The organism is Bacillus sp. TSO22 (assembly GCF_020223595.1).
Taxonomy (GTDB): domain Bacteria; phylum Bacillota; class Bacilli; order Bacillales; family Bacillaceae; genus Bacillus; species Bacillus inaquosorum.
In genome coordinates, this window is the sequence record NZ_JAHAWO010000001.1 from 606,886 (window position 1) to 620,370 (window position 13,485).

Sequence of the window (13,485 nt, forward strand, 5' to 3'; positions counted from 1 at the left end):
AAACTGAGGCTTTAACAGCCTCAGTTTTTTGCTTTTACTTTCGGGAGTATTTTTTTGAGCGGTACATTGTGTTCAATTGTCCAAGTTGATGGATCTTCATGATCATACTGCTCCAAAAAGCGAATGACTTCTTTTGTGATCGGCGTTGGTGTTGAAGCCCCCGCAGTAACGGCAACAGTATTCACGCCTTTAAGCCATTCGAGCTTTAATTCGCTGAGGTCGCCGATTCGGTATGCTTTTGTGCCGGCTATTTCCTCTGACACTTGAGCAAGCCTATTTGAATTGTTGCTTTTAGGGTCACCGACAACGATCGTTAAGTCCGCTTTTTTCGCCTGTTCTGATACAGCTTCCTGCCGTACCTGAGTAGCCAGGCAAATCTCTTGGTGGTATTCGACATGCGGATATTTCTCTTTTACAAGCTCCATGATGTCGTAAACATCCCATTGAGACATCGTTGTTTGATTGGTTACAATTAATTTCTCTGCTTGGATATCAAGGTTTTTCACATCTTCTTCCGTTTCAACTAAGTGAACGATCTCAGGCGCTACGCCAACGGCTCCTTCTGGCTCCGGATGACCTTTTTTGCCGATATAGATCACGTGATATCCTTTTTCTTTCATCTCTAGAATTAAATCGTGAGTTTTCGTCACGTCCGGACATGTGGCATCAATTGCGACTAATCCTTTTTCTTCAGCGATTTTTCTGACTTCGGGAGAAACGCCGTGCGCAGTGAAAATGACAGTTCCCTTGTCAACCTGCTTCAGGATGTCCAGACGATTAGCGCCGTCCAAAGTAAATATCCCTTCCTCTTCAAACGCATCAGTAACGTGTTTATTATGAACAATCATCCCGAGTATATAGATGGGTCTTGGTAAGCTTTTATCAAGTGACGCGTTCTTGGCAATGACCATAGCATCAACAACGCCATAGCAATAGCCGCGCGGTGAAATTTTAATTACGTCCATTTTCGGTAGTCCTCCAATACTGAAGTGAGTAAAGGCAATATAAAAAGCCGTAATCAAACGGCTCTATTCTTGCATTCTTCTGATCTCATTATAGCCAATCTCACTTCAGATATCAAAGAATGTTAAATATATAATCTCGGCTTTGATCTGCCTGATGTTCTTTTTGAAGCAGGAGAGACAGCTTCTTTTTTCTTCGGGGCAGATGTTTTTGATTCTTGTTCTTTACTGTCAGATGTTTTTGATTTCTTCGGTGGAGAAGAACTTTTTGGTTTTGATTTTTTGTTCCCATCTGATGTTTTTGCTTCAGCCTCGTTCTCGATTTCCGAGGTTTCTTCTGACTCTGTTTGCTTTTCATTTTCCTCATTGCTCTCTGTATCATCACTTTTACTTAACTGGCTGTACAGCTTCATCATTGCTGGCAGATTGCGGACTAATGGGCCGTACTGCTGGATCATGGGGGTGACTTGCTGCGCCATGCCGAGCACTTTTTGCACATTCCCAAGCATACTGGATAAAGATGCAGGATTGGCGATATTTTGAATGCCTTGCAAACCTGCTCCTCCGCTCGCTGCTGTGCCTGCTCCTGGAACTCCGGCGCCGCCAGCGCCTCCTCCGCCGGGTAAGAACTTTGACAGCATTCCTTTTAAGCCTCCGCCCGCACCATTTCTCGCTCCGGCATTTGCCTGAGGAAGAAATTGTCCGGATTGCTGAAAACCTTGCTGCTGCGGTCCAAATGAAGGTCTTTGCAAATTAGACGGTCTTCTGCCCATCATTCGCTGATTTGGCATGGGGCGGGGCGGTCCGGGCTGCGGATAATTTCTCATCGGCTGCTGTGGTGAAAACATACTTGTACCTCCTTTCAGCTCTCTCTGCTATTAGAATATGCATGGGCTGCGGTATTTGCTTTACATAACTGAATAAAACAAACGCCTTCCAAACGTGGTGTTTTTAAGCAAAATCGGGTATAATGTGATGATGGACACATAATGTGCCGCTTTAAGGAGCTGGGAAAAATGAAAGAAACTAAATTTGAACTTTATGAATTGAAACCGTTTATTATAGATGCAGTACACCGCCTTGGTTTTTATGAACCGACTGATATTCAGAAAAGGCTGATTCCTGCAGTGTTAAAAAAAGAAAGCGTCATCGGCCAGTCTCAGACGGGAACCGGAAAGACTCACGCTTATTTACTGCCTTTATTAAACAAAATCGATCCTGCTAAGGATGTCGTTCAGGTTGTCATTACGGCTCCGACAAGAGAGCTTGCCAACCAGATTCATCAGGAAGCACTTAAAATCACACAAGGTGAAGAAGGCAGTCAGATTCGCTCGAAATGTTTTATCGGAGGCACAGATAAACAAAAATCGATTGATAAATTGAAAACACAGCCTCATCTTGTCGTCGGTACGCCAGGACGTATTGCCGATTTAATCAAAGAACAGGCGTTAAGTGTTTATAAAGCGGAATCTCTCGTCATTGATGAAGCGGATTTAATGCTGGATATGGGATTCCTTGCAGATGTAGATTACATCGGTTCACGCATGCCTGAGGATCTGCAAATGCTTGTGTTCTCAGCGACCATTCCGGAAAAGCTGAAACCATTTTTGAAAAAATATATGGAAAATCCGAAATACGCCCACGTGGAGCCAAAACAGGTGACTGCTGCGAAGATCGAGCATATCCTCATTCCTTCGAAACATCGTGACAAGGACAAGCTCCTTTTTGACATCATGTCTCATCTGAATCCATACCTGGGCATTGTGTTTGCCAATACGAAAAACACGGCTGACCATATCGCTCAATATCTGACTGGAAAAGGCATGAAAATCGGGCTGCTGCACGGCGGATTAACGCCTCGTGAGCGGAAAAAAGTCATGAAGCAGATCAATGATTTGGAATTCACTTATGTCATTGCGACTGACCTTGCCGCAAGAGGCATTGATATTAAAGGTGTCAGCCATGTTATCAACTATGAGCTGCCGGATGATCTCGATTTTTATGTTCACCGTGTGGGCAGAACGGCTCGCGCCGGCTCATCAGGACAAGCGATGACCATTTATGAGCTCTCTGATGAGGATTCATTAGTCAGACTTGAGAAAATGGGCATTGAATTTGATTACTTGGAGCTTGAAAAGGGCGAGTGGAAAAAAGGCGATGACCGCCAGCGCCGCAAAAAGCGTAAAAAAACGTCGAACGAAGCGGATGAAATTGCGCATCGTCTCGTGAAAAAGCCGAAGAAGGTTAAGCCTGGATATAAAAAGAAAATGAGCTACGAGATGGAGAAAATCAAGAAAAAACAGAGAAGAAACCAATCTAAAAAAAGAAAGTAGGGGAACCTGTTGTTGAGAATAGGCTCACACGTCTCTATGAGCGGAAAACATATGCTTCTGGCTGCAAGCCAGGAGGCAGTTTCTTATGGGGCGAACACGTTTATGATCTATACAGGCGCACCGCAAAATACGCGCCGAAAGAAAATTGAAGACTTGAATATAGAAGCTGGCCGGGCACACATGCAAGAAAACGGTATTGACGAGATTATCGTACACGCGCCTTATATTATTAATATTGGCAACACGACAAATCCGTCCACTTTTGAGCTTGGTGTCGATTTTCTTCGTTCTGAAATTGAGCGGACAGCTGCCATCGGAGCGAAGCAAATTGTCCTTCACCCAGGCGCTCACGTAGGAGCGGGAGCTGAAGCAGGCATCAAGAAAATTATTGAAGGCTTAAATGAAGTGATTGATCCGAATCAAAATGTCCAGATTGCATTAGAAACAATGGCAGGAAAAGGATCTGAATGCGGCAGAAGCTTTGAGGAGCTTGCGCAGATTATCGATGGCGTTACACACAATGAGCATCTGTCAGTATGCTTTGACACGTGCCATACACATGATGCCGGATATAACATTGTCGAAGACTTTGATGGAGTGTTGACTGAGTTTGATAAAATCGTCGGTATTGACCGTATTAAAGTGCTTCATATTAATGACAGCAAAAATGTCAAAGGCGCAAGAAAAGACCGCCATGAAAACATCGGCTTTGGTGAAATCGGATTTGACGCACTGCAGTATGTTGTTCACCATGAGCAGTTAAAAGACATTCCAAAAATCCTTGAAACGCCGTATGTCGGTGAAGATAAAAAGAATAAAAAACCGCCATACCGTTTTGAGATTGAAATGCTGAAAGAAAAACAATTTGATGACACATTGCTTGAAAAGATTTTACAGCAATAAAAAATGGGGGATAAGTCCCCCATTTTTTCAGCTTGTAAATTGTTTGAATAGTTCATTAACGGTTTGGGCTGTTTCTTTCGATGTAATTGCCTCTACTTGTTTCAGCAGCCGCATTCGTTCACTCTCATTAAAGATGTTCACATTTTTCCCGTACAGCAGGTTTGCTACTTCAACGGCCTGCGGTCTTGTTAGGCTGATTCCGTATTGTTTTGAGTACTTCAGCAAATCGTCAGCAGTAGCCTGATTAAGCCGCTGCAAAATAATTCTTTGAAATAAAATCATCGACCATTCCACCTCCAGACTTAATGTATGGGCAAATCAGTAAAATGTGTCAGTGTTTAATGGTAAAATAGATTTATAATGTATTTAAAATAGTTATTGCAGGAAAGGAGATTTTATGACCCCAACAAAACAACATAAGAGAGAAACATTTTCCCATTTTATTTTCAGGGTCTTCATGATTCTGGCAGGAGCTGCATCTGCGGCTGTAAGTATTGAATTATTTTTAATTCCTAACGATTTTATTGATGGCGGGATTATCGGTGTATCACTTATTTTAGACCACCTCTTTATGTCAAACCCCTTTTTGAATTTCGCTTTATTCGTTGTCATTTTAAATATTCCTTTTATGATCTTCGGCTATAAATATATCGGTAAGACCTTCCTTGTCTCTACGATGATTGGAATTGTCGGGCTTGCCGTTATTGAATCCTCGCTTCACCATGTAGAAGCCATTACAACTCAGCCTATTTTGGCCACTGTGTTCGGAGGCCTTTTGCTCGGCTTTGGCGTCGGGCTCGTTATTCGAAACGGAGGTTCAATGGATGGTACAGAAATTCTCGGTATTTTGCTGACGAAAAAGCTGCCATTTTCAGTTGGTGAGTTCGTCATGCTCATCAATGTATTCATTTTCATTTGGGCTGGTTTTGTGTTCGGTCCTGAGCAAGCGATGTACTCTTTCATGACTTATTATATTGCGATGAAAACCATTGATGCCGTGATCCAGGGGCTTGATGAAACAAAAGCTGTCATTATTGTGTCTGATCAGTATGATGAGATTTCCGACGCGATTTTGCACCGTCTCGGTCGCGGAACAACCAAGCTGAAGGGGAAAGGCGGATATACGGACGAAGAAAAGGACGTGATTTACGCGGTTGTCACAAGGCTGGAAGTGACTAAGCTAAAATCGATCGTGTTTGAAGTCGATCAAAATGCATTCATTACGATTATGAATACGCATGAAACGAGAGGCGGAAAATTCAAAAACGCAATCCACTAGGCTTTCATTTACTTTTATTCATTTTATGGGTATAATTTTATCTGCAGTAAAGAAAATGGCTTGCTGGTCAGACAGCTGCCATTTTCTTTTTCATACATGTGATACGTTCTTAAGCAAAGCGAAAAGGGGGACCCTTCATGAACGTACAAGAAGCGCTGAACCTACTGAAAGAAAACGGATATAAATATACAAATAAACGTGAAGATATGCTGCAGCTTTTTGCTGATTCAGACAGGTATCTTACCGCTAAAAACGTACTGTCTGCATTAAATGATGATTATCCCGGCTTAAGCTTTGATACAATCTACAGAAACCTTTCTTTATATGAAGAACTTGGTATTTTGGAAACAACTGAGCTGTCCGGTGAAAAACTCTTCCGATTTAAGTGTTCATTTACCCACCATCACCATCACTTTATTTGTCTTGCCTGCGGCAAAACAAAAGAAATTGAATCATGCCCGATGGACAAGCTTTGTGATGATTTGGATGGCTATCAGATCAGCGGACATAAATTTGAGATTTACGGCACATGCCCTGATTGTACAGCGGAAAACCAAGAAAACACTACTGCGTAATTGCTTATATGAGAAAAAGGAGCCCCGTGTGGGCTCCTTTTTCAGTTATTGACACGTATGATATGATGTTTATTTTTGTTAATCCATTGAACGGCTTCAAGCCAGTTGCTGACTCTGATGATGTTTGAATCAAGCGGAAGCTGATTATAAGGGGAATTGAATAAAATCACCGGTATATCGGCTTCTTTCGCAATCATCATTGCGTTTCCGTGATGATCCTCAAAAAACAAGTCAATGTTGTGTTTTTTGACTGCCTCAACTTTATGATGACCGCCAACGAGTTCGATGTGGTCGTAATGAATATTTTGTCTGTCAAACCATTCATAAGTAATATCAGTTAAATGAGTCCGTCTCGCTGTAATATAAATAAGCTTGTGCTCCTCTTTGAGGAGGTCAAGTGACTGTTTTGCATGCTGCGCAAGCAATGCTTCCTTATATATGATGGCTTCATTTTGATTCATCCAATCCCAAAATTCTTCCTGCGTAATGTTTAACAGCTTTGTCAAATCATAATCCGTCATATCGTTTAATGAAATGGAAAGATTAAACGAGCGGTTCAAATAAGGGACGAATGTATCCTGAGCCGTGATTGTGCCGTCAATATCTATTCCTAAGCGTAACATGCCCACACTCCTTCAGTTTCATCCCTTCCAGTGTAACATAAACAATTGACATTAACAGAAAAGTTTAGCAAACATGAATCAGGCAAAATAGATCAAACTATAAAAGCTCCTTTAATAAAAACAGAAGGGGGAATTGAAGGTGGCAAACGATTACGAAAAACGTGATAACAACAGCTACTATGTAGATCATGGTTCTGAAGGATCAAATATTACCCGCGACAACGATGGTTTTTTTGAGGAAACGGCTGCTGAAATCGCAGAGCCTTACCGTGCTACTGACCGCAGCAATGACCGAGACAATGACCGCAGCGACGGCAATGTCAATGAAGGGCGGGGAATAGGCTATATTGCATTAGCCTTGTCCATTATTTCATTGTTTGTACTGCCTGTTTTATTGGGAGCTGCCGGTATTATTGTCGGCTATATCGCAAGAAGAAGAGGTGCCCAAGGCCTAGGAGCTTGGGCGATGGGTATCGGTGTCGTCTCATTAGTGCTTGGAATATTTATTATTCCATTTTTCTAACACAAAAAAGCTTGACGGGTTCCCGTCAAGCTTTTTGTGTTTCTTCTTTTAGTTTTGCTTTTTCAGCTTCAAGCTTTGCGTAGTGTTCCTCAGCAAGAATGTCGATTTCTTTCTTGAGTTCCTCTACCATTGTTTCCTCTGGAACCTTACGGACAATTTTTCCTTTCCGGAACAACAGTCCTTCACCACGTGCTCCGGCGATTCCGATATCAGCTTCTCTCGCTTCACCAGGTCCGTTTACTGCACAGCCGAGAACAGCGACTTTAATCGGCGCTTTCACCTTAGAAATGTATTCTTCCACTTCATTGGCGATGCTGATCAAATCAATCTCAATACGGCCGCAAGTCGGACATGAGATGAGTGTGGCAGCATTGGAGGCTAAGCCGAAAGATTTCAGAAGCTCCCTTGCTACTTTTACTTCTTCTACAGGATCTGCGCTTAATGAAATACGCATGGTGTTCCCGATGCCCTTGCTTAAAATCGCGCCGAGTCCTGCTGCGCTCTTTACTGTGCCGGCAAACAGTGTTCCTGACTCAGTGATCCCGAGGTGCAGCGGGTAGTCAAATGCTTTCGCTGCTTTTTCATAAGCCTCGATCGCAAGGTTGACGTCAGATGCCTTCATGCTGACAATAATATCGTGAAAATCAAGATCTTCAAGAATTTTAATGTGATGAAGTGCGCTCTCTACCATTCCGTCGGCTGTCGGATAACCGTATTTTTCTAAAATCCGTTTTTCAAGTGAACCAGCGTTTACTCCGATTCTGATCGGAATCCCTTTTTCTTTCGCTGCTTTAACGACCGCTTCGACTTTTTCACGGCGGCCGATGTTGCCTGGGTTGATTCGGATTTTATCTGCGCCGCCTTCAATGGCTTTTAACGCAAGTTTATAATCGAAATGTATGTCAACAACGAGCGGAATGGAAATGCGTTTTTTAATATCCGCAATGGCATTTGCCGCCCGTTCATCCGGACATGCTACCCGGACGATTTGGCATCCGGCTTCAGCCAGACGGTTAATTTCCGCAACTGTTGCTTCTACATCATGTGTTTTTGTTGTTGTCATGCTTTGGATGACAACTTCATTGTTGCCGCCTATTGTTAAAGGTCCCACTTTGACGGGACGCGTTTTTGTACGATGTGTGATTTCACTCACTTGCAATCGCTCCTTAATTGTAGTTGCCGCTTCTAGATATAACAATTCTAGTATGGTTTATGTGAATTTATTTTACAAATTACATTGTAACAGTGTCTTCGCCGAACTGACAAGAAATTAACGTTAATTAAGGGTAGACCGGGAATTTGTACGCTGTACCGGCTTGAATGGCGTTGGCTTTCACATTCGGATTCAGTGCTTCAAAATCCTTTACAATGTCGTCAGGAGAACCTGCTGGTCCAACAATTGACATAACGGTGTCACCCGGCTTTACCTTCACCGTTTTATACGCAGGTTCCTGTACAGCCGTTTTTGCTGATGCTTCATAGACAGGGAGGTCCTGGATGGGGATCGTTCCAACTTTAAGATCATAAAAAAGAATAAAAAGAATAAAAAGAATGCTGCATACAAAAGTGAGACGCTTCATCGCTTTTCCTCCCGCATACGAAATTTTATACTATAGTATGCTTGTCCATTTCGATTCATGACAAAAGAAAAGAGACTGCGAATGCTCGGTTTTTATACAGGCGCTTTTTTGACAGGATTTCTTCGACTAAACATTAACTTCAGATAGAAAATAGAAAATAGTGCAAAATTAGATCAAAAAGAGGCTTTTATAATATAAAACTCGTATTCCATTATTTACAATGAACCATGGATTTGTTAGAATAATTATGTAATAGTTTAAAGGAGGATCAACAAAATGAAGCTAGGAAAATTTTCTGTGTTTTTAATTTTGCTACTTATGTTAACTTTGGTAGTGGCACCTAAAGAAAAAGCAGAGGCTGCAAGCAGTGGTTGGCAACCGGTAAGTGGTATTTCTGGTTGTAAAATAAGAGTTATTACAGATGCTTATACATATACTAAGAGTGCAACATCTATTGATGCTTACGCCGAAACAAATGGAAAATGCGGTAAACTAAATTATAAGAGCTTTGGTGTATCTATAGTTGAGGGTGGGGACATTGGCCCGCAATATTCGGGGTACTTTTCAAGTAGAACTCCAACCAAAAAGTTTTACTTCAGTAAATTACCAAAACCGACAGGAACACCTTGGGCAGTAGGTTTATCAGTGTATAAGGGGAAAGCTAAGGGAGCTGCATTTGTATACATAAATCCACAAAAAAGATAACAGTTCAACAATGAGGATAGAAGGAAAGAAGATAATTCTAACTTGTTGATGATTTAATTCTGAAAGCTAGGTGCCCTATTGGTACCTGGCTTTTTAAATTGCAACTATCTTATGTAATTATGTTGTGAAAGGATGCAAAATATTTTGCCATATGATTTTAACTAGTATATTAGTTAAAATTTAACGTTATTCTTATTTTGTTAAAAACATATGTCAAATGCTGTTAAGAACTCCTTTCATGTTACATCTTACTACTTCTGATGTTATTGTCCAGAGCTTGTTCTTGAGTGATTGTAGAGCTTTTTTTATAAATGTATCTGTTAAGCTCTATACATTTTATTAAATATCCCTTAAGTAAAAAGTTAATGCGAATGCTTTCACACTCTCTACTTAAAGGATAAAAATAAATATAATTTAATTTTTATTAATTACTTTTTTGGACGGAATCTCTTTTAAAACGAGAAACAGGATGACAAAATTGACAAACCAGTTCAGCAAAAATTCACTTGGTACGGTTGCTTCTAATGCCCGCATGATTGTAAAGAATACAGTTGAAAGGGTGATGGAATAAGCAGAAAGCTTCCAGAGCTGATGATAGGATAAATGTTTTTTCTGCGAATTCTTAATGATTAACCCGATAAGCGCTAAAAACGATACTTCAATAAATTTTCCCGCTGCTGTTACGAGAAAAATAAGAGCTGAGAGAACAGTTACAATCATCGCTTTATTTTGGTTTAAACCTGCAATGACATCTTTTTTCTGTAACTCTGACGGCATCATTGAGTAAGACATTTCTTGGGCTTGTCCGTCAATGGCCAAAACAAATTTGTTCTGAAGGATGCCGATTGCGTTTTGCTTTGCTTCAATTTGTTCAGTGCCATAGGAGTCTGTCGGATCGAACACGATAACGAAACCATTTGCTTGAGATTCCGTTGCTTTTTTCTCATCCGTTTGAAGTTTGCCGTTTGAAATTGTGAAATCAGGGAAATCTTTGTTTAAAACAGTTTTAAAGCCGTTCATTGATTTTACGGTCCCTGTACTTACATAATAAGCGGTAGGGATTGCAAACAGGACAGAGAGCAAAAATACATAAAGAATCGCTTTTCCGATTCCTTGAAATCTTGTTTTTGCAATATCACGGGGAGAGTATGTACTTTTAATGAAAAGCTGAAATACATTCACTATCTTCACTTCCTAGCTATACTAATATATGTTGCTTATTGTATCGTTGCCTGCGTGTGAATACAAGGAAGACATGAAGAAGATAGATGTAAAAAGGGAGGATGGATTTTATGGATATGTTATATTGGCTGTTGATTGCGGCGGTATTTGTCATCGCTTTTATAGGGCTGGTGTATCCCGTTATTCCGAGCGTAGTATTTATCGTTGCCGGCTTTGTGTTGTACGGATTTTTGTTTTCGTTCAGTCCGTATTCATATATGTTCTGGCTCGTTGAAGCTGTTTTTGCCGCAGTATTATTCGCCGCGGATTACGTGTCTAATCTGCTTGGAGTAAAAAGGTTTGGCGGAAGCAAAGCCGCCATATGGGGAAGCACGATCGGTTTATTAATCGGGCCTTTCGTCATTCCGGTTGCGGGGATCATATTAGGGCCGTTTATCGGGGCTGTTTGTGCAGAACTTATCGTTCATCAAAAGGACTTAAAGTCAGCGTTTAAAATTGGTCTCGGCTCACTCATCGGCTTTTTAACAGGGGTGATTGCAAAGGGCATCATACAGCTTTTGATGATCGGATATTTTTTATGGACGGTCCTATAAGAATTGCGGGCGGCAGGTTTAATGGGGCGGATTATCGGTTAAAGTGAAATATGTCCGCTGAAATGAGCCAAAATGTGAGCATTTTCATTGATTACACAGCGTTCTTTTGTTACATTGAATGAAGAAAGGCTCGCTGTGAAGCGGCATTTCAGTACATATATATTAAGGAGGAATTTATCATGGCTTACGAACTTCCAGAATTACCTTATGCGTACGATGCTTTAGAACCGCATATTGATAAGGAAACTATGACTATTCACCATACGAAACACCACAACACATACGTTACAAATTTAAACAAAGCGGTTGAAGGAAACACGGCTCTTGCAAACAAATCAGTTGAAGAGCTTGTTGCAGATCTTAATTCTGTTCCTGAAAACATCCGCACTGCAGTCCGCAACAATGGCGGCGGACACGCGAACCACAAATTATTCTGGACACTTTTATCTCCAAACGGCGGAGGCGAGCCGACTGGCGCGCTTGCTGAGGAGATCAACAGTGTATTTGGAAGCTTTGACAAATTCAAAGAGCAATTCGCAGCTGCAGCAGCTGGACGCTTCGGTTCTGGCTGGGCATGGCTTGTTGTGAACAACGGTAAACTTGAAATCACAAGCACACCAAACCAAGATTCTCCGCTTTCTGAAGGTAAAACGCCTATCTTAGGACTTGACGTTTGGGAGCATGCTTACTACCTTAACTACCAAAACCGCCGTCCTGATTACATTTCAGCTTTCTGGAAAGTTGTGAACTGGGACGAAGTGGCTCGTCTATACAGCGAAGCAAAATAATGACACAAGCAAGGTCCTCAATAGGGGGGGCCTTGTTTTTTTCTGTCTTCTTTTTACATATCTCGGTTTGAGTGAGACAGACTAAGGGATAGTAAAGGGGAGTCAGTAATGAGCAAACTAAAAAAAGTAATTGGCGATGTAGACGTAAACAAAGGGTTACTCTTTCTGCTGACCATTGGCGGGCTTTATTCGCTGGGAATTGCATTGTCCAATACATTTGTTAATGTGTACCTTTGGAAGCAGTCAGGGAAATTTATTGATTTGGCGATATATAATTTATCCATTGTGACAATGCAGCCGTTAACCTTTTATTTGGCTGGACGGTTAGCCAAAAAAATAGACAGGGTGTTCATTTTAAGGTTCGGCGTCATTTTTTTAGCTGCCTTTTATTTAAGTGTGCTTTTAGCCGGAGAAACGGCGGCCAGCCGGCTCGTGCTGATCGGTGCGGTGCTCGGAGTGGGCTATGGCTTTTATTGGCTAGCGTTTAACGTGCTGACCTTTGAAATAACAGAGCCGGAGACGCGAGACTTTTTCAACGGATTTATGGGCATTCTGTCTTCCTCTGCAGGGATGATCGGTCCGATTGTAGCGGGATTTGTTATCTCAAGGCTTGAAAATAATACGGGTTACACATTAATTTTCAGTCTCTCCCTCAGTTTATTTGCCTTGGCTGTCGTGATGAGCTTTTTTTTAAAACGGAGAGAATCAAAGGGCCGTTTTATGCTGAGCAAAGTATTTGGAGAGCGCCATAGCAATATGAATTGGCGGAGAATTACGAATGCGCATTTTTTTCAAGGCTTGAGAGAAGGGATTTTTGTCTTCTTAATCAGTGTATTTGTATTTATTGAGACAAACAGCGAACTGGCCCTCGGCACATTCGGCCTTGTCAACTCAGCTGTTTCCTTCTTTGCCTACTACTTTGCATCCAGGCTGATTAAGAAAAAGGCCAGAAAAAAATCAATCTTGTTGGGCGGTCTTATTCTGTATGGCGCGCTGTTTTTGATTCTGTTTCATATGAGCTTTACGACATTATTGACGTACGGCGTTTTTATTGCCATCGGCTATCCTCTTTTGCTCGTGCCATATGTATCACTTACATATGATGTGATAGGCCGGGCGCGGCATGCCAGAAAAGCAAGAATTGAATATATCGTGCTGAGGGAACTGTTTTTAAACGCCGGCAGGATTGTCTCCATTTTATGCTTTCTCTTGATCGTGGCCCTTCTGAAAGAGGATGTGGGAATTCCTTTGTCACTCGCTATATTGGGCATAGGACATCCGCTGATCTATTACTTTGTTAAGGATATCCGTTTTAAGGAGAAAGAAGAGGAAAATGAAACCATGGAAGAAGACGGCCAAAAACGGGTAACTGAACCGAATCTTTTAAAAGGCGAAAGATAATTTTTTGTCAAAAAGGGGTTATCTGTAGAAAAAAGTCG

At 41.5% G+C, this 13,485-nt stretch carries 16 protein-coding genes; 9 read left to right on the forward strand and 7 right to left on the reverse strand.

From position 1 onward, the window contains the following. Window positions 1-20: 20 nt before the first annotated feature. Window positions 21-965, reverse strand: coding sequence for a 4-hydroxy-3-methylbut-2-enyl diphosphate reductase (locus KHQ79_RS03290; RefSeq protein ID WP_019258918.1), 945 nt, complete (start codon window positions 963-965; stop codon window positions 21-23). 122 nt (window positions 966-1,087) lie between these two features. Then, the gene (locus tag KHQ79_RS03295) at window positions 1,088-1,810 is read right to left on the reverse strand and encodes a YqfQ family protein (RefSeq protein WP_225514199.1); all 723 of its coding nucleotides are present in this window, start codon (window positions 1,808-1,810) and stop codon (window positions 1,088-1,090) included. 168 nt (window positions 1,811-1,978) lie between these two features. Here KHQ79_RS03295 and cshB point away from each other — a divergent pair, with 168 nt between their 5' ends. Together cshB and KHQ79_RS03305 are read left to right on the forward strand one after the other, a co-directional pair. Beyond that, window positions 1,979-3,295: a DEAD-box ATP-dependent RNA helicase CshB gene (gene cshB / locus KHQ79_RS03300; RefSeq protein WP_019258916.1), complete on the forward strand. Its 1,317-nt coding sequence runs from the start codon at window positions 1,979-1,981 to the stop codon at window positions 3,293-3,295. A 9-nt stretch (window positions 3,296-3,304) separates the two neighbouring features. Then, window positions 3,305-4,198, forward strand: coding sequence for a deoxyribonuclease IV (locus KHQ79_RS03305; RefSeq protein WP_019258915.1), 894 nt, complete (start codon window positions 3,305-3,307; stop codon window positions 4,196-4,198). A gap of 27 nt (window positions 4,199-4,225) precedes the next feature. On the opposite strand, the gene KHQ79_RS03310 is transcribed toward KHQ79_RS03305, so the two are convergent. Then, entirely contained in the window at window positions 4,226-4,480 is a 255-nt protein-coding gene (locus KHQ79_RS03310) for a DUF2624 domain-containing protein (protein ID WP_003237038.1), read from the reverse strand. 115 nt (window positions 4,481-4,595) lie between these two features. On the opposite strand from KHQ79_RS03310, the gene KHQ79_RS03315 reads away from it, so the two are divergent. Together KHQ79_RS03315 and zur are read left to right on the forward strand one after the other, a co-directional pair. Next, a complete protein-coding gene (locus tag KHQ79_RS03315; RefSeq protein ID WP_003237036.1) occupies window positions 4,596-5,477 on the forward strand; it encodes a YitT family protein in 882 nt (293 codons plus the stop codon). Between the two features lie 137 nt (window positions 5,478-5,614). Further along, window positions 5,615-6,052, forward strand: coding sequence for a zinc uptake transcriptional repressor Zur (zur, locus tag KHQ79_RS03320; protein ID WP_003237031.1), 438 nt, complete (start codon window positions 5,615-5,617; stop codon window positions 6,050-6,052). A 41-nt stretch (window positions 6,053-6,093) separates the two neighbouring features. Here the strand turns inward: zur and KHQ79_RS03325 are convergent, their stop codons facing one another. Continuing rightward, window positions 6,094-6,675 (reverse strand): hypothetical protein, encoded by a 582-nt coding sequence (locus KHQ79_RS03325; RefSeq protein ID WP_148981987.1) that lies wholly within the window; start codon window positions 6,673-6,675, stop codon window positions 6,094-6,096. 133 nt (window positions 6,676-6,808) lie between these two features. Here KHQ79_RS03325 and KHQ79_RS03330 point away from each other — a divergent pair, with 133 nt between their 5' ends. Continuing rightward, on the forward strand, window positions 6,809-7,198 hold the full coding sequence (locus KHQ79_RS03330) for a DUF308 domain-containing protein (protein ID WP_080010836.1): 390 nt from the start codon (window positions 6,809-6,811) through the stop codon (window positions 7,196-7,198). A gap of 25 nt (window positions 7,199-7,223) precedes the next feature. Here the strand turns inward: KHQ79_RS03330 and ispG are convergent, their stop codons facing one another. Both ispG and KHQ79_RS03340 read right to left on the reverse strand, forming a co-directional pair. Further along, window positions 7,224-8,357, reverse strand: coding sequence for a flavodoxin-dependent (E)-4-hydroxy-3-methylbut-2-enyl-diphosphate synthase (ispG, locus tag KHQ79_RS03335; protein ID WP_080010835.1), 1,134 nt, complete (start codon window positions 8,355-8,357; stop codon window positions 7,224-7,226). Window positions 8,358-8,478: 121 nt separating this feature from the next. Then, window positions 8,479-8,778: a LysM peptidoglycan-binding domain-containing protein gene (locus tag KHQ79_RS03340; RefSeq protein ID WP_225514200.1), complete on the reverse strand. Its 300-nt coding sequence runs from the start codon at window positions 8,776-8,778 to the stop codon at window positions 8,479-8,481. Between the two features lie 276 nt (window positions 8,779-9,054). Between KHQ79_RS03340 and yqgA the strand changes: the two genes are divergently transcribed. Then, the gene (gene yqgA, locus KHQ79_RS03345) at window positions 9,055-9,483 is read left to right on the forward strand and encodes a cell wall-binding protein YqgA (protein ID WP_225514201.1); all 429 of its coding nucleotides are present in this window, start codon (window positions 9,055-9,057) and stop codon (window positions 9,481-9,483) included. A 414-nt stretch (window positions 9,484-9,897) separates the two neighbouring features. On the opposite strand, the gene KHQ79_RS03350 is transcribed toward yqgA, so the two are convergent. Further along, window positions 9,898-10,665 (reverse strand): DUF1189 domain-containing protein, encoded by a 768-nt coding sequence (locus KHQ79_RS03350; protein ID WP_120028366.1) that lies wholly within the window; start codon window positions 10,663-10,665, stop codon window positions 9,898-9,900. Between the two features lie 110 nt (window positions 10,666-10,775). Here KHQ79_RS03350 and KHQ79_RS03355 point away from each other — a divergent pair, with 110 nt between their 5' ends. From KHQ79_RS03355 to KHQ79_RS03365, 3 genes are all read left to right on the forward strand, one after another. After that, complete coding sequence (locus KHQ79_RS03355; RefSeq protein WP_060399036.1) at window positions 10,776-11,258, forward strand: DUF456 domain-containing protein; 483 nt, start codon at window positions 10,776-10,778, stop codon at window positions 11,256-11,258. Window positions 11,259-11,437: 179 nt separating this feature from the next. Beyond that, window positions 11,438-12,046 carry a superoxide dismutase SodA gene (sodA, locus tag KHQ79_RS03360; RefSeq protein ID WP_003237019.1) on the forward strand — a complete coding sequence of 203 codons (609 nt, stop codon included), beginning with the start codon at window positions 11,438-11,440 and terminating at the stop codon, window positions 12,044-12,046. Window positions 12,047-12,154: 108 nt separating this feature from the next. Further along, window positions 12,155-13,447: an MFS transporter gene (locus tag KHQ79_RS03365; protein ID WP_225514202.1), complete on the forward strand. Its 1,293-nt coding sequence runs from the start codon at window positions 12,155-12,157 to the stop codon at window positions 13,445-13,447. Window positions 13,448-13,485: the final 38 nt, after the last annotated feature.

Excerpts from the sequence above, each read along its gene's own strand:
- KHQ79_RS03315 (WP_003237036.1), top strand. The coding sequence starts at position 4,596 with ATGACCCCAACAAAACAACATAAGAGAGAAACATTTTCCCATTTTATT.
- sodA (WP_003237019.1), top strand. The coding sequence starts at position 11,438 with ATGGCTTACGAACTTCCAGAATTACCTTATGCGTACGATGCTTTAGAA.
- KHQ79_RS03340 (WP_225514200.1), bottom strand. The coding sequence starts at position 8,778 with ATGAAGCGTCTCACTTTTGTATGCAGCATTCTTTTTATTCTTTTTATT.
- cshB (WP_019258916.1), top strand. The coding sequence starts at position 1,979 with ATGAAAGAAACTAAATTTGAACTTTATGAATTGAAACCGTTTATTATA.
- yqgA (WP_225514201.1), top strand. The coding sequence starts at position 9,055 with ATGAAGCTAGGAAAATTTTCTGTGTTTTTAATTTTGCTACTTATGTTA.
- KHQ79_RS03295 (WP_225514199.1), bottom strand. The coding sequence starts at position 1,810 with ATGTTTTCACCACAGCAGCCGATGAGAAATTATCCGCAGCCCGGACCG.
- KHQ79_RS03310 (WP_003237038.1), bottom strand. The coding sequence starts at position 4,480 with ATGATTTTATTTCAAAGAATTATTTTGCAGCGGCTTAATCAGGCTACT.
- KHQ79_RS03290 (WP_019258918.1), bottom strand. The coding sequence starts at position 965 with ATGGACGTAATTAAAATTTCACCGCGCGGCTATTGCTATGGCGTTGTT.
- KHQ79_RS03365 (WP_225514202.1), top strand. The coding sequence starts at position 12,155 with ATGAGCAAACTAAAAAAAGTAATTGGCGATGTAGACGTAAACAAAGGG.
- KHQ79_RS03325 (WP_148981987.1), bottom strand. The coding sequence starts at position 6,675 with ATGTTACGCTTAGGAATAGATATTGACGGCACAATCACGGCTCAGGAT.
- zur (WP_003237031.1), top strand. The coding sequence starts at position 5,615 with ATGAACGTACAAGAAGCGCTGAACCTACTGAAAGAAAACGGATATAAA.
- KHQ79_RS03355 (WP_060399036.1), top strand. The coding sequence starts at position 10,776 with ATGGATATGTTATATTGGCTGTTGATTGCGGCGGTATTTGTCATCGCT.